Origin of the sequence: Pseudomonas sp. RA_15y_Pfl1_P11 (assembly GCF_963970975.1) — a bacterium.
Lineage (GTDB): Bacteria > Pseudomonadota > Gammaproteobacteria > Pseudomonadales > Pseudomonadaceae > Aquipseudomonas > Aquipseudomonas tritici.
The window spans coordinates 207,342-227,916 of record NZ_CAXAOY010000003.1 but is presented as its reverse complement, the minus strand read 5'-3'; the positions used below and the strand labels follow the sequence as shown (position 1 = coordinate 227,916).

Annotated in this window: 17 protein-coding genes; 9 read left to right on the top strand and 8 right to left on the bottom strand. The window is 59.1% G+C overall.

Features of this window, described 5'->3' with window-relative positions:
- Positions 1–3: 3 nt before the first annotated feature.
- From AACY44_RS05130 to AACY44_RS05120, 3 genes are all read right to left on the bottom strand, one after another.
- Positions 4–1,101 carry an amino acid ABC transporter permease gene (locus tag AACY44_RS05130; protein WP_339417676.1) on the bottom strand — a complete coding sequence of 366 codons (1,098 nt, stop codon included), beginning with the start codon at positions 1,099–1,101 and terminating at the stop codon, positions 4–6.
- A gap of 10 nt (positions 1,102–1,111) precedes the next feature.
- Positions 1,112–2,293: an amino acid ABC transporter permease gene (locus AACY44_RS05125; protein ID WP_339417675.1), complete on the bottom strand. Its 1,182-nt coding sequence runs from the start codon at positions 2,291–2,293 to the stop codon at positions 1,112–1,114.
- Between the two features lie 72 nt (positions 2,294–2,365).
- A complete protein-coding gene (locus AACY44_RS05120) occupies positions 2,366–3,397 on the bottom strand; it encodes an amino acid ABC transporter substrate-binding protein (protein WP_339417674.1) in 1,032 nt (343 codons plus the stop codon).
- 345 nt (positions 3,398–3,742) lie between these two features.
- Here AACY44_RS05120 and AACY44_RS05115 point away from each other — a divergent pair, with 345 nt between their 5' ends.
- Both AACY44_RS05115 and rhlB read left to right on the top strand, forming a co-directional pair.
- Positions 3,743–4,399, top strand: a complete 657-nt coding sequence (locus AACY44_RS05115; RefSeq protein WP_339417673.1) for an alpha/beta hydrolase — start codon at positions 3,743–3,745, stop codon at positions 4,397–4,399.
- A gap of 96 nt (positions 4,400–4,495) precedes the next feature.
- A complete protein-coding gene (gene rhlB / locus AACY44_RS05110; RefSeq protein ID WP_339417858.1) occupies positions 4,496–5,971 on the top strand; it encodes an ATP-dependent RNA helicase RhlB in 1,476 nt (491 codons plus the stop codon).
- Positions 5,972–6,024: 53 nt separating this feature from the next.
- On the opposite strand, the gene moaE is transcribed toward rhlB, so the two are convergent.
- From moaE to AACY44_RS05085, 5 genes are all read right to left on the bottom strand, one after another.
- Entirely contained in the window at positions 6,025–6,474 is a 450-nt protein-coding gene (gene moaE / locus AACY44_RS05105) for a molybdopterin synthase catalytic subunit MoaE (RefSeq protein WP_339417672.1), read from the bottom strand.
- Positions 6,475–6,476: 2 nt separating this feature from the next.
- The gene (gene moaD / locus AACY44_RS05100) at positions 6,477–6,719 is read right to left on the bottom strand and encodes a molybdopterin converting factor subunit 1 (RefSeq protein ID WP_053131334.1); all 243 of its coding nucleotides are present in this window, start codon (positions 6,717–6,719) and stop codon (positions 6,477–6,479) included.
- Positions 6,716–7,189 carry a cyclic pyranopterin monophosphate synthase MoaC gene (moaC, locus tag AACY44_RS05095; RefSeq protein WP_339417667.1) on the bottom strand — a complete coding sequence of 158 codons (474 nt, stop codon included), beginning with the start codon at positions 7,187–7,189 and terminating at the stop codon, positions 6,716–6,718. The genes moaD and moaC overlap by 4 nt, the downstream gene beginning before the upstream one ends.
- Positions 7,190–7,285: 96 nt before the next feature.
- Positions 7,286–8,680, bottom strand: a complete 1,395-nt coding sequence (locus tag AACY44_RS05090) for a PhoH family protein (protein WP_339417665.1) — start codon at positions 8,678–8,680, stop codon at positions 7,286–7,288.
- Between the two features lie 339 nt (positions 8,681–9,019).
- On the bottom strand, positions 9,020–10,144 hold the full coding sequence (locus AACY44_RS05085) for a polysaccharide deacetylase family protein (protein WP_339417663.1): 1,125 nt from the start codon (positions 10,142–10,144) through the stop codon (positions 9,020–9,022).
- Between the two features lie 120 nt (positions 10,145–10,264).
- Between AACY44_RS05085 and yaaA the strand changes: the two genes are divergently transcribed.
- From yaaA to algG, 7 genes are all read left to right on the top strand, one after another.
- The gene (gene yaaA, locus AACY44_RS05080; RefSeq protein WP_339417662.1) at positions 10,265–11,044 is read left to right on the top strand and encodes a peroxide stress protein YaaA; all 780 of its coding nucleotides are present in this window, start codon (positions 10,265–10,267) and stop codon (positions 11,042–11,044) included.
- Between the two features lie 852 nt (positions 11,045–11,896).
- Positions 11,897–13,213: a nucleotide sugar dehydrogenase gene (locus AACY44_RS05075; RefSeq protein WP_339417661.1), complete on the top strand. Its 1,317-nt coding sequence runs from the start codon at positions 11,897–11,899 to the stop codon at positions 13,211–13,213.
- 83 nt (positions 13,214–13,296) lie between these two features.
- Complete coding sequence (gene alg8 / locus AACY44_RS05070; RefSeq protein WP_314569913.1) at positions 13,297–14,778, top strand: mannuronan synthase; 1,482 nt, start codon at positions 13,297–13,299, stop codon at positions 14,776–14,778.
- A gap of 37 nt (positions 14,779–14,815) precedes the next feature.
- Positions 14,816–15,982, top strand: coding sequence for an alginate biosynthesis protein Alg44 (locus AACY44_RS05065; protein ID WP_339417660.1), 1,167 nt, complete (start codon positions 14,816–14,818; stop codon positions 15,980–15,982).
- Positions 15,983–15,990: 8 nt separating this feature from the next.
- The gene (gene algK, locus AACY44_RS05060) at positions 15,991–17,514 is read left to right on the top strand and encodes an alginate biosynthesis TPR repeat lipoprotein AlgK (protein WP_339417659.1); all 1,524 of its coding nucleotides are present in this window, start codon (positions 15,991–15,993) and stop codon (positions 17,512–17,514) included.
- On the top strand, positions 17,511–18,998 hold the full coding sequence (locus AACY44_RS05055; protein WP_339417658.1) for an alginate export family protein: 1,488 nt from the start codon (positions 17,511–17,513) through the stop codon (positions 18,996–18,998). Before algK ends, AACY44_RS05055 begins: the two co-directional genes overlap by 4 nt.
- Positions 18,998–20,572, top strand: coding sequence for a mannuronan 5-epimerase AlgG (algG, locus tag AACY44_RS05050; protein ID WP_339417657.1), 1,575 nt, complete (start codon positions 18,998–19,000; stop codon positions 20,570–20,572). The genes AACY44_RS05055 and algG overlap by 1 nt, the downstream gene beginning before the upstream one ends.
- Positions 20,573–20,575: the final 3 nt, after the last annotated feature.

Sequence of the window (20,575 nt, the reverse complement as noted above, 5' to 3'; positions counted from 1 at the left end):
CTCCTAACGCTTGTGGCCAGTGTCGAGCTTGTGTTCCAAATGAATGGAATAGCGCGACATACCAAAACAGAAAATCCAGAACACCAGGGCCGCGAACACGTAGCCTTCGGTGGCCATGCCCAACCATTTCGGGTCAGCGGCGGCTTGCTTGACGCTGTTGAGCAGGTCGAACAGGCCGATGATGATCACCAGGCTGGTGTCCTTGAACAACGCGATAAAGGTGTTAACGATGCCGGGGATAACCAGCTTCAGGGCTTGCGGCAGAATCACCAGGCCCATGCTGCGCCAGTAACCCAGGCCCATCGCAGCGGCCGCTTCGTACTGACCTTTGGGAATCGCCTGCAGGCCGCCGCGCACCACTTCCGCCACGTAAGCCGACTGGAACAGGATCACGCCGATCAGCGCCCTCAGCAGTTTGTCGAAGTTCATGCCTTCAGGCAGGAACAGCGGCAGCATCACCGAGGCCATGAACAGCACGGTGATCAACGGTATGCCGCGCCAGAACTCGATGAAGGTCACGCAGAGCACACGAATCGCGGGCATGTTCGAACGTCGCCCCAGCGCCAATACGATGCCCAGCGGCAATGCGCCGGCGATGCCGACGGTGGCGATGACCAAGGTCAGCATCAAGCCGCCCCATTTGTTGGCAGGCACGTTAGTCAGGCCGAAACTACCGCCGTGCAGCAGGTAGTACGCGATGATCGGGTACAGCACCAAGAAGCTCAGGCCGTAGACAGCCTTACGCTGGAAGCGCGAAATGAACAACGGCGCTGCGCCGACAATCGCCAGCCAAACGGTGAGGTCCACACGCCAACGCAGGTCGACAGGGTAGTAGCCGTACATGAACTGCCCGAAGCGTTGTTGGACAAACACCCAACAGGCGCCCTCTTTGGTGCAATCGGCTTGGGTAGTGCCGATCCAGTTCGCGTCTAAAATTGACCACTGCAAAAGCGGCGGTACCACTAAATAGACCAGGTAGATCGCCAGCAATGTCAGGAGGGTGTTGAGCCAACTGGAAAACAGGTTGGCGCGCATCCATGCCATCGGGCCGAATACCCTGCCCGGCGGCGGCATGTCAGGTTTGAACGTATGCGTACTCATGGATGTTTCCTCACCGTTCAATCAGCGCAATGCGCTTGTTGTACGCGTTCATCAGCAGGGAAATGCTGATGCTGATCGCCAGGTACACGCTCATGGTGATGGCCATGACTTCAATCGCCTGGCCGGTCTGGTTGAGCACCGTGCCGGCAAACAACGAAACCATTTCCGGGTAACCGATACCGGCGGCCAACGACGAGTTTTTTGCCAGATTGAGGTATTGGCTGGTCAGTGGCGGAATGATCACCCGCAGGGCCTGCGGGATGATGACCTTGCGCAGCGTCGGCCCAGGGCGTAAGCCCAGGGAACGCGCGGCTTCGGTCTGGCCGTGGCTCACAGACTGAATACCCGAGCGCACGATCTCGGCGATAAACGCGGCCGTATAAACCGTAAGCGCCAGGGTCAGCGCCAGCAGTTCGGGGATCAATACCCAGCCACCGACAAAGTTGAAGCCTTGTAATTTAGGCATCTCCCAGTGCAGCGGTGAGCCAAAAATCAAGGTGCACAACGCGGGGATTGCGATGAACAACGCCAGGCCCGCCCAGAATTTATGGAACGGTACGCCGGTAGCCTCAAAGCGCTTGTTGGCCCAACGCGCCATCAGCACGATCGCCACGATAGCGACGACGACGCTGACCACAAACGGCCAAAAACCTTCAGCTGCCAGAGCGGCCGGCATATTCAAACCCCGGGCGCTCATAAAGAACATATCGGCAAAGTTATGGCTGTTACGCGGCAACGGCATGGTCAAAAATACTGCGAAATACCAAAAAAGGATCTGCAGTAGCGGCGGGATGTTGCGGAACACTTCCACATACACGGTCGCCAGTTTGTTGATCATCCAGTTCGGCGACAGTCGCGCCACACCGATAATAAAGCCGAGCAGCGTTGCCAGGATCACGCCGATGAACGTCACCAGCAAAGTGTTGAGCAAACCGATCACAAAGACCCGGGCGTAGCTGTCCGATTCGGTGTAGTCGATCAAATGCTGCGCGATGCCGAAGCCGGCACTGCGTTCAAGAAAGTCGAAACCCGAGGTGATGCCCCGGTGCTGCATGTTGGTCTGGGTATTGTCGAAGAGGTACCAGCCGAGCCAGACCACCGCCACAATCGTGATGATCTGGAAGAGCCACGCACGCACTTTGGGATCGCTGAAGCTGAGCTTCTGCTTGGGTGCGCCGATTTTATTTTGCATGAAGTGCCCCGAAAATAATGGAACAGAACATCACCCGGCAGTTGGCCCACCGGGTGACAGAACCATCAGCGATCAGCGCACAGGGGGTGCGTATTGAATGCCGCCGGCGTTCCACAGCGCGTTCAGGCCGCGGTCGATTTCCAGCGGGGTGTCCTTGCCGAGGTTGCGCTCGAACACTTCGCCGTAGTTACCGACTTGCTTGACTATCTGTACGACCCAGTCTTTCTTCACTTTCAGGTCTTTGCCGTATTCGCCGTCAGCACCGAGCAGACGAGCGACGTCCGGGTTCTTGGTGGACTTGGCTTCAGCTTCAACGTTTTTCGAAGTGATACCGGCTTCCTCAGCGTTGAGCATGGCGTAGCCAACCCAGCGCACGATGGCCAGCCACTCGTCGTCGCCGTTACGCACGACCGGGCCCAGCGGCTCCTTGGAAATAGTTTCCGGCAGAACCACGTAGTCTTTCGGTGCGGCCAGCTTGCTGCGCTGGGCGAACAGTTGGGACTTGTCGGAGGTCAGTACGTCGCAACGACCGGATTCCAGCGCCTTGGCGCTTTCATCGGAGGTGTCGAAGGTGATCGGGGTGTATTTGAGGTTGTTGCCGCGGAAGTAGTCGGAAACGTTCAGCTCGGTGGTGGTGCCGGCCTGGATGCAGATGGTTGCACCGTCCAATTCCTTGGCACTTTTAACGCCCAGCTTTTTGTTTACCAGGAAGCCGATGCCGTCGTAGTAAGTGATGAAGCCTGGGAATTTCAGGCCCATGCCGGCGTCGCGGGAGCTGGTCATGGTGGTGTTACGGGACAGAATGTCGACTTCGCCCGATTGAAGTGCGGTGAAACGCTCCTTGGCGTTCAACTGGCTGAATTTGACCTTGGTCGCGTCTCCGAAAACGGCAGCGGCCACAGCGCGGCACACGTCAGCGTCGATCCCCAGGATCTTGCCGCTGGCATCCGGTACCGAGAAACCCGGCAGACCGTCACTCACGCCACATTGCACAAAGCCTTTCTTCTGCACGGCGTCCAGCGTGGCGCCAGCTTGGGCAAAACCACTGACACCCAGTACAGCCGCCGCGGAAACGATGGCCAGGGTGGATTTCAATAACTTCATTCAAACCTCCAGTTGCTCTTGTTGTGTCGGAGCTCGAACCTCAGCGCACCCTTATGAGGCGATATCGACCCGTGTTGGCTTTTTTTAGGGTCAAGCGGCATGAGGTTGTTGCAGTCAATCCAGTTGCTATCCCGCAAGCGGCAGTCACTGATAGTGTTACCGTCCTGAGATAGCGCTGACATCGTCCAACACGTAGCAAGGCCCGTACCATAGTGCCGGCTGAGCCGATTCAGCCCACGGTCAATAGCAAAAGATTCAACCGTGCGACATCTTATTAACAGATCAACCCGTCGCGCACCGTTCCGTTGCACTTAATCGGAGCGCACGCACATTAATGGAGCAGACATGACCGAACCCTTGATTCTTCAGCCCTCCAAGCCCGCAGACGCCTGCGTAATCTGGTTGCATGGCCTGGGTGCCGATCGCTACGACTTCCTGCCGGTGGCCGAGGCGTTACAGGAAAGCTTGCTGACGACCCGCTTCGTTTTGCCCCAGGCACCTACTCGTGCGGTGACGATCAATGGCGGCTATGAGATGCCCAGTTGGTACGACATCAAGGCCATGAGCCCGGCCCGCTCGATCAGCCTGGAAGAGCTGGAGGTGTCGGCAAAAATGGTCGCGGATTTGATCGAAGCGCAGAAGAGAACCGGAATAGACGCGTCGCGGATTTTCCTCGCCGGGTTTTCCCAGGGCGGCGCCGTGGTATTTCATACCGCATTCCTGAATTGGGAAGGCCCACTGGGCGGCGTTATTGCCCTCTCAACCTACGCACCGACATTCGGCGATGAGCTGGCGTTATCCGCCAGCCAGCAGCGCATTCCAACGCTGTGCCTGCACGGCCAGTACGATGAAGTGGTGCAGAACGCCATGGGCCGCAGCGCCTACGAGCATTTAAAGAGCCGTGGTGTCACCGTGACATGGCAGGAATACCCAATGGGACACGAAGTGTTACCGGAAGAGATCCGTGATATCGGTGCCTGGTTGACTGCTCGCCTGGGCTGAAAACCACCGTTTGTGTAGCCGTATGACAGACGCACTACGCCGCGCCCGATTCTTGCATTACACTGGCCGGCGTACATTCCTTAACCAATTAATGAGATCACCGTGCTCAAAGCACTCAAGAAGATGTTCGGCAAAAGCGAGGCTGAGCCGCTCGCGCCTGATTCCAGTGCTCCTGTCTCTATTACCGGCAGCCGCAACGACGGTGAACAACCCGGCCGGACAGCACCCGTTGCCCAGCCGAAGGTAACACCGCCTGAACAGGCAATACCGGCTGCAGCCGCGCCCGCGCCAGTGGCTCCCAAGCCTCGCCGCGAACGCGCACCAAAGCCGGTCGTCATCCCCTGGAAACTCGAAGACTTCGCCGTCGAGCCCCAGGAAGGCAAGACCCGCTTCCACGATTTCAAACTGGCCCCGGAACTGATGCACGCCATCCAGGACCTGGGGTTCCCGTACTGCACGCCGATCCAGGCGCAGGTGTTGGGCTTTACCCTGGCGGGCAAAGACGCCATCGGCCGCGCCCAGACTGGTACCGGCAAGACCGCCGCGTTCCTGATTTCGATCATCACCCAACTGCTGCAGACGCCGCCGCCGAAAGAACGCTACATGGGTGAACCGCGCGCGCTGATCATCGCCCCAACCCGGGAGCTGGTGGTACAGATCGCCAAGGACGCCGCCGACCTGACCAAGTACACCGGCCTCAACGTCATGACGTTCGTCGGTGGCATGGACTTCGACAAGCAGCTCAAGCACCTCGAAGCCCGTCACTGCGACATCCTGGTAGCGACGCCGGGCCGCCTGCTCGACTTCAACCAGCGCGGCGACGTGCACTTGGACATGGTCGAAGTGATGGTCTTGGACGAAGCCGACCGCATGCTCGACATGGGCTTTATCCCGCAAGTGCGTCAGATCATCCGCCAGACCCCGCCCAAAGCCGAGCGCCAAACCCTGCTGTTCTCCGCGACCTTCACCGAAGACGTGATGAACCTCGCCAAGCAATGGACCACTGACCCGTCCATCGTCGAGATCGAGGCGCTCAACGTCGCCAGCGAAAACGTCGAGCAGCACATCTACGCCGTGGCCGGTGCCGACAAGTACAAGCTGCTCTACAACCTGGTCAACGACAACGGTTGGGAACGCGTGATGGTATTCGCCAACCGCAAGGACGAAGTACGCCGCATCGAAGAGCGCTTGGTGCGCGATGGTGTGAACGCCGCGCAACTGTCGGGCGACGTGCCGCAGCACAAACGCATCAAGACGCTGGAAGGCTTCCGCGAAGGCAAGATCCGCGTATTGGTCGCCACCGATGTGGCGGGTCGCGGGATTCACATTGATGGCATCAGCCACGTGATCAACTTTACCCTGCCGGAAGTGCCGGACGACTACGTGCACCGCATTGGCCGTACCGGCCGTGCCGGGGCGGCGGGTGTGTCGATCAGCTTTGCGGGCGAGGATGACTCGTATCAGTTGCCGTCGATCGAGGCGCTGCTGGGGCGCAAGATCAGTTGCGAGACGCCGCCGACGCACCTGCTGCGAGCCGTTGAGCGTAAACGCCCCCAGGCTGAAACGCAGTAAAAAATGTGGGAGCGGGCTTGCCCGCTCCCACATTTTGTTCTGCGTTCGGCGTGCTATTTCCAGCGATCAGCGGCTGCATGGTCGCTACTGCGCCCTTCTACCCAGCGCGGCCCCTCACGGGTGTTTTCTTTTTTCCAGAACGGCGCCCGTGTCTTCAAGTAGTCCATCACAAACGCACAGGCATCAAACGCCGCCTGGCGATGGGCACTGGCTGCCGCAACAAACACAATCGGCTCACCCGGCTCCAGCGCGCCAATGCGGTGCAGCACTTCCAGCTTGAGCAACGGCCAGCGCTGTTCAGCTTCCAAGGCGATCTTGGCCAGGGCCTTTTCGGTCATGCCGGGGTAGTGCTCCAGGAACATGCCAGACACGTCGCGGCCGTCATTGAAGTCGCGCACGTAGCCGACAAAACTCACCACCGCGCCCACGCCGACATTGGCCGCGTGCATCGCATTCACCTCGACGCCCGGATCAAACGCCTGGGCCTGCACACGAATGCCCATGCTTAGCCTCCCGTCACGGGCGGGAAGAACGCCACTTCGTCGCCAGCTTGCAATGGCTCGTCGAGACCACACAACTCCTGGTTGCGCGCGCACATCAGGCTGGTTTCGTTGAGCACTTCGAAGCCCGGATCACCGGCCAACGCTTGGCGCACCGCATCGACGGTGGCGAAGTCGCCTTCCATTTCCAAGGAGTCCAGGCCAACCGCTTCGCTGTAACGCGCAAAAAACAGTACGTTGATGCTCATGGCTGGTCCGCCTTGAAGTGCCCACTTTTACCGCCAAGCTTTTCCAGCAGGCGAATGCTTTCGATGGTCATGCCGCGATCCACGGCCTTGCACATGTCGTAGATGGTCAATGCCGCGACGCTGGCGGCAGTCAACGCTTCCATCTCCACGCCGGTCTGGCCGGAGAGTTTGCAGCGCGCCAAGATATGCACCGAGTCTGCGCCGTCGGCGCTCAGTTCGACCTTGACGCCCGTCAACATCAACGGGTGGCACAGAGGGATCAGGTCACTGGTTTTTTTCGCGGCCTGGATTCCGGCAATGCGGGCCACGGCAAACACGTCGCCCTTGGGATGGGCGCCGTCAACAATCATTTTCAGGGTCTCGGGCAACATGCGCACGCGCGCTTCGGCCACCGCCTCACGGAACGTCACGGACTTGTCGGTGACGTCGACCATATGGGCGCGACCTTGGGAATCGAGATGAGTTAGCACGAGGCCTCCTTGAGGCAGCAAAAAAGCTACAAGCGGCAAGCGGCCAGTGAAAAGCTCACTGGACCAACCTGCAGCTTGTAGCTTAAAGCTTGCTACTCAGAGATGCGACTCTGCGTATTCAGCCAGGATCGAACGTGGAACACCCTGCAGCGCAATGTGTACGCCGTTCGGGAAGTCTTTGAAGCGCTCCGTCAGGTACGTCAGCCCGGAGCTGGTCGCGGACAGGTAAGGGGTGTCGATCTGCGCCAGGTTGCCCAGGCACACCACTTTGGAACCGGCACCGGCACGGGTGATGATGGTTTTCATCTGGTGTGGGGTCAGGTTCTGGCATTCATCGATCAAAATCAGGCTCTGCTGGAAGCTGCGACCTCGAATGTAGTTGAGGGATTTGAACTGCAACGGCACTTTGCTGAGGATGTAGTCGACGCTGCCATGGGTGTTTTCGTCATCCATGTGCAAGGCTTCGAGGTTGTCGGTGATCGCCCCTAGCCACGGTTCCATTTTTTCCGCCTCGGTGCCGGGCAGGAAACCGATTTCCTGGTCCAGGCCCTGCACGCTGCGGGTGGCGATGATGCGGCGATAGCGCTTGGTCACCATGGTCTGCTCGATGGCGGCAGCCAAGGCAAGGATGGTTTTACCGGAACCGGCAGCACCCGTCAGGTTGACCAAGTGAATGTCCGGGTCGAGCAGCGCGTACAACGCCAGGCTCTGGTAGATATCGCGCGGTTTCAGGCCCCAGGCTTCCTGGTGCAACAGGGGTTCCTGATGCAGATCGAGAATCAGCAGCTTGTCGACCTGGATTTCTTTGATCCAGCCGACAAAGCCCTGTTCGTCGATGATGAATTCATTGATGTGTACCGCCGGCAGGTTGTCGATCAGCTGTACCTGATGCCAGGTGCGGCCATGGTCCTGACGGGTTTCGACCTTGCTGACGAGGTCCCAGAAGGAGCCTGTTACCGTGTGATAGCCACGCGACAACATCGACACGTCGTCGACCAGTTGGTCGGTGCTGTAGTCCTCGGCGGCGATCCCACACGCGCGTGCCTTGAGGCGCATATTGATGTCTTTGGTCACCAGCACCACGCGCAGGTCCTTGTCGCGGGCGTGCAGGTCGATCAATTGGTTGATGATTTTGTTGTCGTTCAGATTTTCCGGCAGCAGGCTGTTGGGCTCGCTGCGCTTGCTCATCAGAATCGACAGCAAGCCCTTGGGCCCGCTTTTGCCACGCTGGATGGGTACGCCGACTTCAACATCCTCCGGCGATGCTTCGCCCAGTGTCTTGTCGATCAGGCGGATGGCCTGGCGGCATTCGGCGGCAACGCTGTGGGGCCCGCCTTTAAGTTTGTCGAGCTCCTCAAGCACGATCATCGGAATGGCGACGTGGTGTTCTTCGAAGTTAAGCAGTGCGTTCGGGTCGTGTATCAGTACGTTGGTATCAAGCACATAAAGGATTGGCTGGTCGGAAGAAGGGTTACGTCCATGATCATCCATACTCGGTCACCTTTGTGGGAGCCAGTCGACGCAATACCTGGGCGGTGCTGCGCCTCGATTCGACCACCGACTGCACCTGAGTGACGTCAAGCGCAGTGCCCACATGAGGAGTCTTGAAAGACGCCACCTGTGTTGCAGGTTTCGGCGATCTGACTTCGTAATACCGCAAAACCCATGACAGGAAAAAGCACTTTGACGCTTTTTTGAAGTTTATTTTTCAAGATGACGAATAGCACTAGCCGAGTACCAAGTACCCCGTTAAAGTCGGAAGTCGGCCTACATCGAATTACCGTACAAAATCACCCCGAAAATGCCTCACACCGAACAGGGTCGGGCTCTTCAGCGAAACGCCTCTCGGCAGTCCTGCCAACCCAGACCACTCTGCGCCGTTGCCTGTAGCAGGATGGGTAAAGCAACCCGCGCCTTGTCCTGGGTATCGTGAAACACAATCACGCCTTTGCGCCACAGCAGCATCAATGTCAGCACCCGTTGCGCCGACTCATCGGCCTTGAGCTTACCGGGCTCGTCCTGGGAATCGATGTCCCACAATGCCACCTGCAAGCCTTGGGCTTGAAAGAAACCCTGGCTGTCGGCGCGACGCTGGCCGTAGGGCGGACGGAAGAGAGGCACGTAGTTTTCCGGCATCAGGTTTTGCGCCAGTGAGGCACTGCGGGTGATGGAGCTCTGCCAATCCACCCAATGACTGTGGGAACGGTACTGCCAACCCTGGGTGCCCACGCACTGGCCCTGGTACAGCGCCTGCACATCAGCAACGGAACTGCGCTCCACCCGGGTTTGCAGGCTGCTGCCGAGGACGAAGAACGTGGCGTTCATCTTTTGCTTGCGCAGGTAGTCGGTGAGCCAGTCGGTGTTGCCGCTGACCGGGGCCGGACCGCCGTCGAAGGTCAGCAGGAACAGCCGGTCGTTGAATTCATCGCCATTACGCTCATGGTCACCAAACCGCGCGATTTCACTGCTGATCTGTGGAAACAGCGCAGCCTTGCGCAGCAGTTCATCCAAGTAGCGTTCATGGAAGGTATGACTGGGGCCGGCCCAGCTTATATAGAAGGAATCGCTGCTGACCTCGAACTTGCCGGCCTGCTCGCGCAGGTCCTCCATGTTTTCCACTAGGTAGCAAAACGAAGCATCTTCCTCGCAACTCTGCTGGGCGAAGGTGTAGTTTTCGAGCAGGCGCTGCCAGAGCTGACGACGCAGGTCATCGATGGCGGACAGATTGATGATCTTCAGGCCCAGGCGCTGTTTGAGCGCGGCTTCATCCTGATTCTCGCTGGCCAACAGGCTATGGGCGAACATCAGGATTTCCGCGCGCGAGGCGACGTCGAACAACGCCGGGCTGCCGAGTTTTTCGGGCCAGGTGCCACGGTCCAGGCTGACCACATCCACGGGCGCCGCCTGGGCATTCAGGCACAGCAGGCACGCCGACAATAAAAGCGCTATTCGCACACAGGGTCTCCCTCTCCAGAGTCGTCGGCCATCATAGCGGATCGCGCCTATCGCCATCATAGGTGGAGTCAAAACGCTCAAGCCCCTAGAATCCCTCCCACGATTCCAGGAGCCAACTTCATGCTGATGGTGATTTCCCCCGCCAAGACCCTCGATTTCGAGACCGCGCCCGTGACCCAGCGCTTCACCCAGCCGCAGTACCTGGACCACTCCCAGGCACTGATCGAGCAATTGCGCACCCTCAGCCCGGCGCAAATCAGCGAATTGATGCACGTATCCGACAAGATCGGTGGCCTCAACGCCGCCCGCTTCGGCAGCTGGACCCCAGCGTTCACCCACGCCAACGCCAAACAGGCACTGCTGGCGTTCAAGGGTGATGTCTACACCGGCCTGAATGCCGACACCTTCAGCGATGCCGATTTCACCTACGCCCAGGACCATCTGCGCATGCTCTCGGGCCTCTATGGCCTGTTGCGCCCGCTGGACCTGATGATGCCGTACCGCCTGGAAATGGGCACCAAACTGCCCAACGCCCGTGGCAAGGACCTGTACGCCTTCTGGGGCACGCGCATCAGCGAATGGCTCAATCAAGCGCTGGCCGAACAAGGTGATGACGTGCTGCTCAACCTGGCCTCGAACGAGTACTTCTCGGCGGTCAAGCGCACGGCCCTGAACGCGCGGATCATCAACACCGAGTTCAAGGACCTGAAGAACGGCCAGTACAAGATCATCAGCTTCTACGCCAAGAAGGCACGGGGCATGATGAGCCGCTTTGTGATCGAAGAACGCATCAACGACCCGGAAAAGCTCAAAGCGTTTGATGTGCAGGGGTATCGCTTCAATGCAGAGCAGTCGAAGCCGGATAACCTGGTATTTTTGCGCGATCACGCACCGCAATAAGGCCTTCACGGGCACAGATGTTCAAATGTGGGAGCTGCGGTGTGACAAGTCGAATTGTCGCGCCGCAGTTCCCACATTTCTGTCCGCGCTTCAACGCCGGATCGTCATACTTTTGGCGTCAAAAAACATCTTGAAGTATGTCTAACAATTCTTTCACTCGACATCCGTCATTTTTTTTCGTAGTGGCACCACTTTTTTAATAACGTGATGGCACAAAACTATCTCTGCGCGCCAACTCCCCACAACTACTGCCCCAAATAGCAAGTGCTATCAATATAGCACTAGTGCCATCTTGCCTAATATTTCAAGAAATTTCGGGAAACAGGATGAGCGGCCCGGAACTTCGTCAATACGCACGGCTCATACCACCGGTAACGAAATTCTCTGTTTCTGTAGGAGATGACTTACATGGCGACCAATGGAGAGTATCGAAGTTGTCACATTAAACTTTGACTGAGTGGTCACTCTATAGATGCTTAGTTAGGAGCGGCGACAAGGATGATTTGCCACGAACTATGAGGCCAAGGCTGTGCTTACCCTAATGGGTCAGTGACACAATCCAAGACATTGATATTTAAGGCTAAAAAAGCCCATATCAAAATCTTGTGGCACTGGCGCCACGCCCTTCTCCCAGGAAGGCTGGCTGCATTTCAGGGCAGGCCCCAACAATAAGGCCACGTTGCGCACAACTTGAGTGCAATAGTTAGTCACTCACTATTTAACATGCCTGTACGCGATAAGTCGGCGTCTATTCGCCTAACTTTCGCGGCATCAGTGACGCTTGCAAACATGAACTCCGGCCAATTATTGGCATGATTAACACCGTCTTCAATGACACATGAGGTAAATGCGATGCGCATCAGCATATTTGGTTTGGGTTACGTTGGCGCAGTCTGTGCCGGTTGCCTGTCTGCACGTGGCCACGAAGTGGTCGGCGTAGATATCTCCAAGGATAAGATCGACCTGATCAACGCTGGCAAATCGCCGATTGTTGAGCCAGGCCTGGGCGAACTGTTGAGCCAGGGTATTGAAACCGGCCGGCTGCGCGGCACGACCAACTTCGCCGAAGCCATCCGCGATACCGACCTGTCGATGATTTGCGTCGGCACGCCGAGCAAGAAGAACGGCGACCTGGAACTCGACTACATCGAAGCGGTATGCCGCGAGATCGGCCTGGTCCTACGTGACAAAGCCACCCGCCACACTGTGGTCGTGCGTAGCACCGTCTTGCCAGGCACCGTAGCCAACGTGGTGATCCCGATCCTCGAAGACTGCTCTGGCAAAAAAGCCGGTGTGGACTTCGGCGTTGCGGTCAACCCGGAATTCCTGCGTGAATCCACCGCCATCGCTGACTACGACCTGCCACCGATGACCGTGATCGGCGAATTCGACAAAGCCTCCGGCGATGTCCTGCAGTCGCTGTACGAAGAACTCGACGCGCCGATCATCCGCAAGGACATCGCCGTTGCCGAGATGATCAAGTACACCTGCAACGTGTGGCACGCCGCCAAAGTGACCTTCGCCAATGAGATCGGCAACATCGCCAAGGCTGTCGGCGTCGACGGTCGCGAAGTGATGGAAGTGGTGTGCCAGGACAAGACCCTCAACCTGTCCCAGTACTACATGCGCCCAGGCTTCGCCTTCGGCGGCTCGTGCCTGCCAAAAGACGTGCGCGCCCTCACCTACCGCGCCAGCACCCTGGACGTGGAAGCGCCGCTGCTCAACTCGCTGATGCGCAGCAACGAGTCTCAGGTGCAGAACGCCTTCGACATCGTTTCCAGCCACGACAAACGCAAAGTCGCGCTGCTGGGCCTGAGCTTCAAGGCCGGCACCGATGACCTGCGCGAGAGCCCGCTGGTAGAGCTGGCCGAAATGCTGATCGGCAAGGGTTATGACCTGAGTATCTACGACAGCAACGTCGAGTACGCCCGTGTCCACGGCGCGAACAAAGACTACATCGAAGGCAAGATCCCGCACGTGTCGTCCCTGCTCAACTCGGACTTCGACGACGTGATCAACAACTCCGACGTGATCATCCTGGGCAACCGCGATGAGAAGTTCCGTGCCCTGGCGCAGAACGCCCCGCACGGCAAGCAAGTGGTTGACCTGGTGGGCTTCATGTCCAAAGCCACCAGCGTAACCGGCCGTACCGAAGGCATTTGCTGGTAACAGCAACGGCAAGTTCCGGGCTGCAAGCGTACCAATCCCCAGCGCTTGCAGCCTGGAGCCTTCTTCACCTTCGGATGACGCTCATGTCCAAGTTAAAACACGTACTGCTCCAATCCGCCGGCTGGCTGTTCTTCCTGAGCCTGCTGCTGGGACTCGCCCTGCTGCTGCCGGCGAGTACGTTCGACTCTGAGTCGAAGAATTTTATTTTCCTGATTGGCGCCGTTGGTATCTGGCGCTACTCGATGGGTGCTACGCATTTCTTTCGCGGCATGCTGTTCCTGTACGTGGTCTACCCGCACCTGCGCCGTAAAGTGCGCAAGCTGGGCAAGGCCGCAGACCCCTCCCATGTGTTCTTGATGGTCACCAGCTTCCGTATCGATGCGCTGACCACTGCCCAGGTCTACAGCTCGGTGATTCGCGAAGCCATCGAATGCGGCTTCCCTACGACCGTGGTCTGCTCACTGGTGGAAATGTCCGACGAGTTGCTGGTGAAGAGTTTGTGGGAACGCATGAACCCACCGGAGCACGTCAAGCTCGACTTCGTGCGGATCGCCGGTACCGGCAAACGCGACGGCCTGGCCTTTGGTTTCCGCGCCATCTCCCGCCACCTGCCGGATGACCGTGCAGTGGTTGCGGTGATCGATGGCGACACCGTGCTCGCCGAAGGCGTCGTGCGCAAGACCGTGCCGTGGTTCCAGCTGTTCGGCAATGTCGGCGGCCTGACCACCAACGAGTTCTGCGAAGTGCGCGGCGGCTACATCATGAGCGAGTGGCACAAACTGCGCTTCGCCCAACGCCACATCAACATGTGTTCCATGGCCCTGTCCAAGCGCGTACTGACCATGACCGGTCGTATGTCGGTGTTCCGTGCCAGCGTAGTGACCGACCCGGGCTTTATCGCCGATGTGGAAAGCGACTCGCTGCAACACTGGCGCCTGGGCCGCTTCAAGTTCCTGACCGGCGACGACAAGTCCAGCTGGTTCAGCCTGATGCGCCTGGGTTACGACACGTTCTACGTGCCGGACGCCGCGATCAATACCGTGGAACACCCGCCGGAAAAAAGCTTCATCAAGGCCAGCCGCAAGCTGATGTTCCGCTGGTACGGCAACAACCTGCGCCAGAACTCCCGTGCCCTGGGCCTGGGTGTTCGTCGGCTGGGCTTGTTCACCAGCGTGGTGCTGTTCGACCAGCGCGTGTCGATGTGGACGTCCCTGCTCGGCCTGACCGTGGCGATCATCGCCACCTTCAAATACGGCGGCGCGTTCATCCTTGCGTACCTGCTGTGGATCGGCATCACCCGCCTGATCCTGACCCTGCTGCTGTCGTGCTCCGGCCACAAGATCGGCCCGGCCTACCCGGTGATTCTCTATTACAACCAGATCATGGGCGCACTGGTGAAGATCTACGTGTTCTTCCGCCTTGATCAACAGTCCTGGACCCGCCAGGACACCAAACTGACCCGCGATTTGGCCAGCTTTCAACGTTGGTTCAACACCTGGTCGTCTCGGACCATGACCTTCTCCGCCGGCAGCATATTCGTTGCCGTGTTGCTGATGATGGTCTGACCCTGCCAAGCCTGAATTAACTCTAGGAAATGCCCTGATGAACAGTCCAGTAAACGCCAACGTAGTCCACGAATCCGAAGCCCAGCGCCAGCACGCCCGTGTCAAAATCCCGGCCAAGCTGCGCTTTTTCAACACCGACCGCACGCCGACCGAAGCACGCGTGCACGACCTGTCCGCCGGCGGCCTCTCGTTCACAGCGACGCAGCCGCTGACCATCGGTGAAGTGCACAAGGGGCGCCTGCAATTCGTCATCGACAACCTCGGCCTGGCCATGGACGTGGAGCTGCAGATTCGCTCCTACGACCGCCAGACCGGCCGCACCGGTTGCCAGTTCCAGAACCTCGATGCCCAGGATATTTCCACCCTGCGCCACCTGATCACCTCGCACTTGTCCGGTGACATCGTGACCATGGGCGACGTGCTCGCGACCCTGCAGCGTGACAACTTCACCAAGGCGCGCAAGGTCAAGGACAGTGGCAGCAACATGAGCGCCTTCGGTCGCTTGCGCGCCGTGACTTTCAGCCTGGCAATCTTCCTGGTGGGTCTGGCCGCGTTCGGCTTTGTGTTCAAGTCGGTCTACGGCATGTACTTCGTCAGCCACGCCCAGGCCGGCATTGTCAGCGTGCCTGGCATGAACGTAACCATGCCACGCGACGGCACCGTGCAAAGCCTGCTCAAGGGTGATGCGATCGCGGTTAAAGGCGCACCACTGGCCACCTTCAGCACCAGCATGCTGGATGTGCTCAAGGGCCATCTGGATGAAGACCAACTGCAACCGGCCAAGGTTGAGGAGCTGTTCGGCAAGCAAATGACCGGCACCCTGACTTCGCCATGCGACTGCATCGTTGCCCAGCAAATGGTCGCCGACGGTCAGTACGCCAGCAAAGGCGATGTGATCTTCCAACTGGTACCGCGCGGCGCCCAAGCCAACGTTGAAGCGCGCTTCACCTATCGCCAGTTTGGTGACGTTCGCCCAGGTACACCGGTGAGCTTCCAGGTGGCCGACGAAGAACAACTGCGCACGGGCACCATCGTCAGCAGCACCAGCCTGAACAGTGCCGACCTGTCCTCGGACATCCGCGTGCAGATCAAGCCTGACGCGCCGCTGGACAGCACTTACGCCGGCCGCCCGGTCGAAGTGACCAGCGACCGTGGCCCATCGCTGAACTGGCTGATCGATAAAGCCATGGCTCACGGTCTGTAAGCGAGGACATGCCTGTGAACCCAATTTCAAGAACAGCACAGCCCCCTGTGGGAGCCAGGCTTGCCCGCGATGGCATCGACTCGGTACACCTGCAACACCGAGGTGCCCGCATCGCAGGCAAGCCAGCTCCCACACAGAGCAGATCTCATTCGGCCGCCGTGTATTGCGCTCTGGCTCTGGCCGTCAGCCTCGCCGGTTGCGCCGGCCTGCCCGACCAACGCCTGGCCAATGAAGCGCTCAAGCGTGGCGACACCGTCACCGCGCAGCAGAATTACCAGCAACTGGCAGACCTGGGTTACAGCGAGGCCCAAGTGGGCCTGGCCGATATCCAGGTAGGCACCCGCGATCCGGCGCAAATCAAACAGGCTGAAGCCACTTACCGTGCGGCGGCGGGCACCTCGTCCCGTGCCCAGGCTCGTCTCGGTCGCCTGCTGGTGGCCAAGCCCGGCTCCACCGAAGCCGAGCACCATGAAGCCGAAGGCCTGCTGAAAAAAGCCTTCGCCAATGGCGAAGGCAACACGTTAATTCCGCTGGCGATGCTGTACCTGCAATACCCGCACAGCTTTGCGAACGTGAACGCCCAGCAGCAGATCAGCAAGTGGCAAGCAGCGGGTTATCCGGAAGCCGGCTTGGCCCAGGTGCTGCTGTATCGCACCCAGGACACCTACGACCAGCATCTGGATGATGTGGAGCGCATTTGTAAAGCCGCGCTCAACACCACAGACATCTGCTACGTCGAGCTGGCCACGGTTTACCAGAAAAAAGCCGAGCCCGAAAAACAGGCCGAGCTGCTCAAACAAATGGAAGCAGGCTACAGCCATGGCACCGTCACCGCACAACGCGTCGACAGTGTTGCTCGCGTATTGGGTGATGCTTCGCTGGGCAAGACCGACGAGAAAACTGCCCAGGCGCTGCTGGAAAAAATCGCGCCTGGCTACCCGGCTTCCTGGGTCAGCCTGGCGCAACTGCTCTACGACTTCCCGGAACTCGGCGACGTCGACCAGATGATGAAGTACCTGGACAACGGCCGCGCCGCCGATCAGCCGCGCGCCGAGCTGTTGCTGGGCAAGCTCTACTACGAAGGCAAGTGGGTGCCGGCAGACGCCAAGGCGGCCGAAGCACACTTTCAGAACGCCTTAGGCCGCGAAGTGGCTGCCGATTACTACCTCGGCCAGATCTACCGCCGTGGCTACCTGGGCAAGGTCTACTCGCAAAAAGCGCTGGACCACTTGCTGACGGCAGCGCGCAACGGCCAGAAGAGTGCCGACTACGCCATCGCCCAATTGTTTTCTCAAGGCAAGGGCACCAAGCCCGACCCACTGAATGCCTATGTCTTCAGCCAATTGGCTAAAGCCCAGGGCACGCCAGAGGCCAATGACTTGGCCACGCAGCTGGAAGCGCCGCTGACGCCTGAGCAACGCGCTCAAGGCCAACGCCTGGTGCAACAGGAACTGGCCGCACGCGGCACCCTGGCCCAGAGCACGCTGCAACTGCACGCCCTGCAAGAAGAAGACGGCGAGGAATCCCTATGAAGCTCAACCCATTCGTCAAAGCCGGCATCGGCCTGACCTTCGCCCTGCTGTGGTCGTGCCCGACCCTGGCCGCGCTGACCGAAGCCAAGAACTTCGGCCTGGAAGTCAAAGCCACCGCGCAGTCCGAAGATGACCGCGATCTCGGCACCCAGAAAGGCGGCGACGTCAACGGCGTCGGCCTCGACCTGCGTCCTTGGATCTACGGCGAAAGCGGTGCGTGGAGCGCCTACGCCATGGGCCAGGCGGTGGTGTCCAGCGACATCATCGAGACTGATACGCTGCAACAGTCGGCCGATGACCAGAACCAGCAAACCACCAACAACGACCGTAAGGCCAAGAAAAACTACCTGGCCATGCGCGAGTTCTGGGTCGGCTACAGCGGCTTCACGCCTTACCCCGGCGAGATCCTCAAGCTGGGTCGTCAACGCCTGCGCAATGACGACGGCCAATGGCGTGACACCAACATCGAAGCGCTGAACTGGACCTTCGACACCACCCTGCTCAAGGCCAATGTCGGCGTTGCCGAACGCTTCAGCGAATACCGCACCGACCTCAAGGAACTGTCGCCGAAGGACAAGGACCGTCAGCACTTGTACGCCGACGCGTCCTACCAGTGGACGCCGGGCCAATGGATCGGCCTGCGCGGCCACCACACCCATGACAACGGTAAGCTCGATTACCCGGAACCGGGCCAACCGACCGACTCGCTGGACAAGCGCGAGAACGGCGACCTGACCTGGCTCGGCATCGAAGCCAACAGCGACGCGTACAACTGGCGCAACACCAACACCGTCAACTATTGGGCGAGCATCACCGGCATGCAGGGCGACCGTGACACGGTCAACGCGTTGAAGGCCGACGGCACCCGTCCCGACCAGGCCAAGCGCAGCGACGACGTGAATGGTTGGGCCACCGACTTGGGTATTCGCCTGCGCCTCGACCCGCAGTGGCAAGTGGGTGCGGCCTACGCCCGCGCCAGCGCCGAATACGAACAGAACGGTCTGCAAAGCAACCGTTCGAACTGGACCGGCACCCAGTCCCGCGTGCACCGCTTCGGCGAAGCCTTCCGTGGCGAAATGAACAACATGCAGTCCATGAGTCTCTTCGGTTCCTGGCAGTTGCGCGAGGACTACGACGCCAGTTTGGTGTACCACAAATTCTGGCGTGTCGACGGCAACAAGCCGGTGGGCAGCAACGGCATCGATGCCGTACAGAACAACACCGACGATGTGACCGGCGCGATCCTGTCCAGCACTTCCCTGCCGCTTGAAGACGGCAAGAAAGACCTGGGCCAAGAGATGGATCTGGTCGTTACCAAGTACTTCAAGACCGGCTTGCTGCCGGCCGCGCTCAGCCAGTCGATTGATGAGCCGTCTGCGCTGGTGCGTTTGCGTGCCGGTGTGTTCAAGCCGGGTGACGCCTATGGCAGCCAGGTTGACTCGTACATGCATCGCGCCTTTGTCGACGTGATTTGGAAGTTCTGATGGGAGCCTGCGCAATGATTCCTAAACGCTTGCTGGTGACCGCGATACTGATGGCCAGCGCCACAGCTTTCGCCGATACCGCGCAGCAGGTCAAGGCGCCGACCATCGCCAAAGAACTGCAACAGGCCAAGACCTACACTATTTCCAGCCCGCCGACCGCGCCGCTGGAAATGGCCAAGCCGGCCCTGCCGGACCTGTCGGGCTACACCGCTGCTGCGATGCAAAAGAAGATCGTGCGGGGCAAAGCGGGCAAGATCAGCATCCGTCGCATGATGCAGGAAGACGCCCTCAAGGACTTCATTGGCGGTGACAACAAGATGGCCGAATGGGTGGTGCGCCAGCACGGCATTCCCCAGGCGATCTTTGTCGATGACGGCTACATGAACCTCAAGGACCTGCTGGGCAAGGTGCCCAAGCAGTACCTGAGCGAAACTTCGCCGGGCGTGTTCCTGGCCAAGTTGCCGATCGTGGTCGGGCGCAAAGGCATCCTGGAAATCGACAAGAAAACCCAGGAATTGCGTTTGTCCCAGGAAGCCGGTTCGTTCCTGATCAACGATGGCCAGCTGTTTGTGAGTGACACTAAAGTCACCGGCTGGAGCGAAAAAGCAAACGGCCCGGCGCTGTTCAAGTCGGCCAAGGAATTTCGCCCGTTCCTGCTGGCTTGGGGCGGCACCGAGACGTACATCTCCAATACCAAGATGGCCAGCTTCGGCTACGCCAACAGTAAGTCGTACGGGGTGAGTATTTCCCAGTACACGCCGAACATGGCCAAGGTGCTCAAGCGTCCTGAGCCGACCGGTTGGATCATTGATTCCGAGTTCTCGGACATGTGGTACGGCTTCTACTGCTACGAGACCACGGGCTTCGTGATCAAGGGCAATACCTACAAAGACAACATCGTCTACGGCATTGACCCCCACGACCGTTCCCATGGCCTGATCATCGCGGACAACACCGTCTACGGCACCAAGAAGAAGCACGGCATCATCATTTCCCGTGAAGTGAACGACAGCTTCATCTTCAACAACCGCAGCTACGACAACAAACTTTCAGGCTTGGTGATCGACCGTAACAGCGTGAACAACCTGATCGCCGACAACGAGATCTACCGTAACCACACCGACGGCATCACCCTCTATGAGAGCGGCGACAACCTGTTGTGGGGCAACAAAGTGATTGCCAACCGTCGCCACGGTATCCGCGTGCGTAACAGCGTGAACATCAAGCTGTACGAAAACACTGCCATGGCCAACGGCCTGACCGGCGTCTACGGCCACATCAAGGATTTGACCGACACCGACCGCGACATCGCCCTCGACCCGTTCGACGCCAAGGTCTCGCTGATCGTGGTCGGCGGTGAACTGGCGGGTAACGGCAGCGGGCCGCTGTCCATCGACTCGCCGTTGAGCATCGAGCTGTACCGCGTGTCGATGCTGGCGCCGACCAAATCCAGCGGCATCAGCTTCTCCGGCGTGCTTGGCGATCGCCAGGAAGAGATTCTCGACCTGCTGGTTCGCCAGCAGAAAGCCGTGCTGATCGACCCTGTCGAACGCCAGACCGAAATGCAGGACTGAGGA

Bases quoted from the DNA above. Each gene is read 5' to 3' on its own strand.
- algK (WP_339417659.1), top strand. From the start codon at position 15,991: ATGCCTGTGAACCCAATTTCAAGAACAGCACAGCCCCCTGTGGGAGCC.
- AACY44_RS05120 (WP_339417674.1), bottom strand. From the start codon at position 3,397: ATGAAGTTATTGAAATCCACCCTGGCCATCGTTTCCGCGGCGGCTGTA.
- moaD (WP_053131334.1), bottom strand. From the start codon at position 6,719: ATGAGCATCAACGTACTGTTTTTTGCGCGTTACAGCGAAGCGGTTGGC.
- yaaA (WP_339417662.1), top strand. From the start codon at position 10,265: ATGCTGATGGTGATTTCCCCCGCCAAGACCCTCGATTTCGAGACCGCG.
- AACY44_RS05115 (WP_339417673.1), top strand. From the start codon at position 3,743: ATGACCGAACCCTTGATTCTTCAGCCCTCCAAGCCCGCAGACGCCTGC.
- AACY44_RS05055 (WP_339417658.1), top strand. From the start codon at position 17,511: ATGAAGCTCAACCCATTCGTCAAAGCCGGCATCGGCCTGACCTTCGCC.
- AACY44_RS05125 (WP_339417675.1), bottom strand. From the start codon at position 2,293: ATGCAAAATAAAATCGGCGCACCCAAGCAGAAGCTCAGCTTCAGCGAT.
- AACY44_RS05090 (WP_339417665.1), bottom strand. From the start codon at position 8,680: ATGGATGATCATGGACGTAACCCTTCTTCCGACCAGCCAATCCTTTAT.
- AACY44_RS05130 (WP_339417676.1), bottom strand. From the start codon at position 1,101: ATGAGTACGCATACGTTCAAACCTGACATGCCGCCGCCGGGCAGGGTA.
- AACY44_RS05065 (WP_339417660.1), top strand. From the start codon at position 14,816: ATGAACAGTCCAGTAAACGCCAACGTAGTCCACGAATCCGAAGCCCAG.
- algG (WP_339417657.1), top strand. From the start codon at position 18,998: ATGGGAGCCTGCGCAATGATTCCTAAACGCTTGCTGGTGACCGCGATA.
- moaE (WP_339417672.1), bottom strand. From the start codon at position 6,474: ATGGGCATTCGTGTGCAGGCCCAGGCGTTTGATCCGGGCGTCGAGGTG.
- alg8 (WP_314569913.1), top strand. From the start codon at position 13,297: ATGTCCAAGTTAAAACACGTACTGCTCCAATCCGCCGGCTGGCTGTTC.
- AACY44_RS05075 (WP_339417661.1), top strand. From the start codon at position 11,897: ATGCGCATCAGCATATTTGGTTTGGGTTACGTTGGCGCAGTCTGTGCC.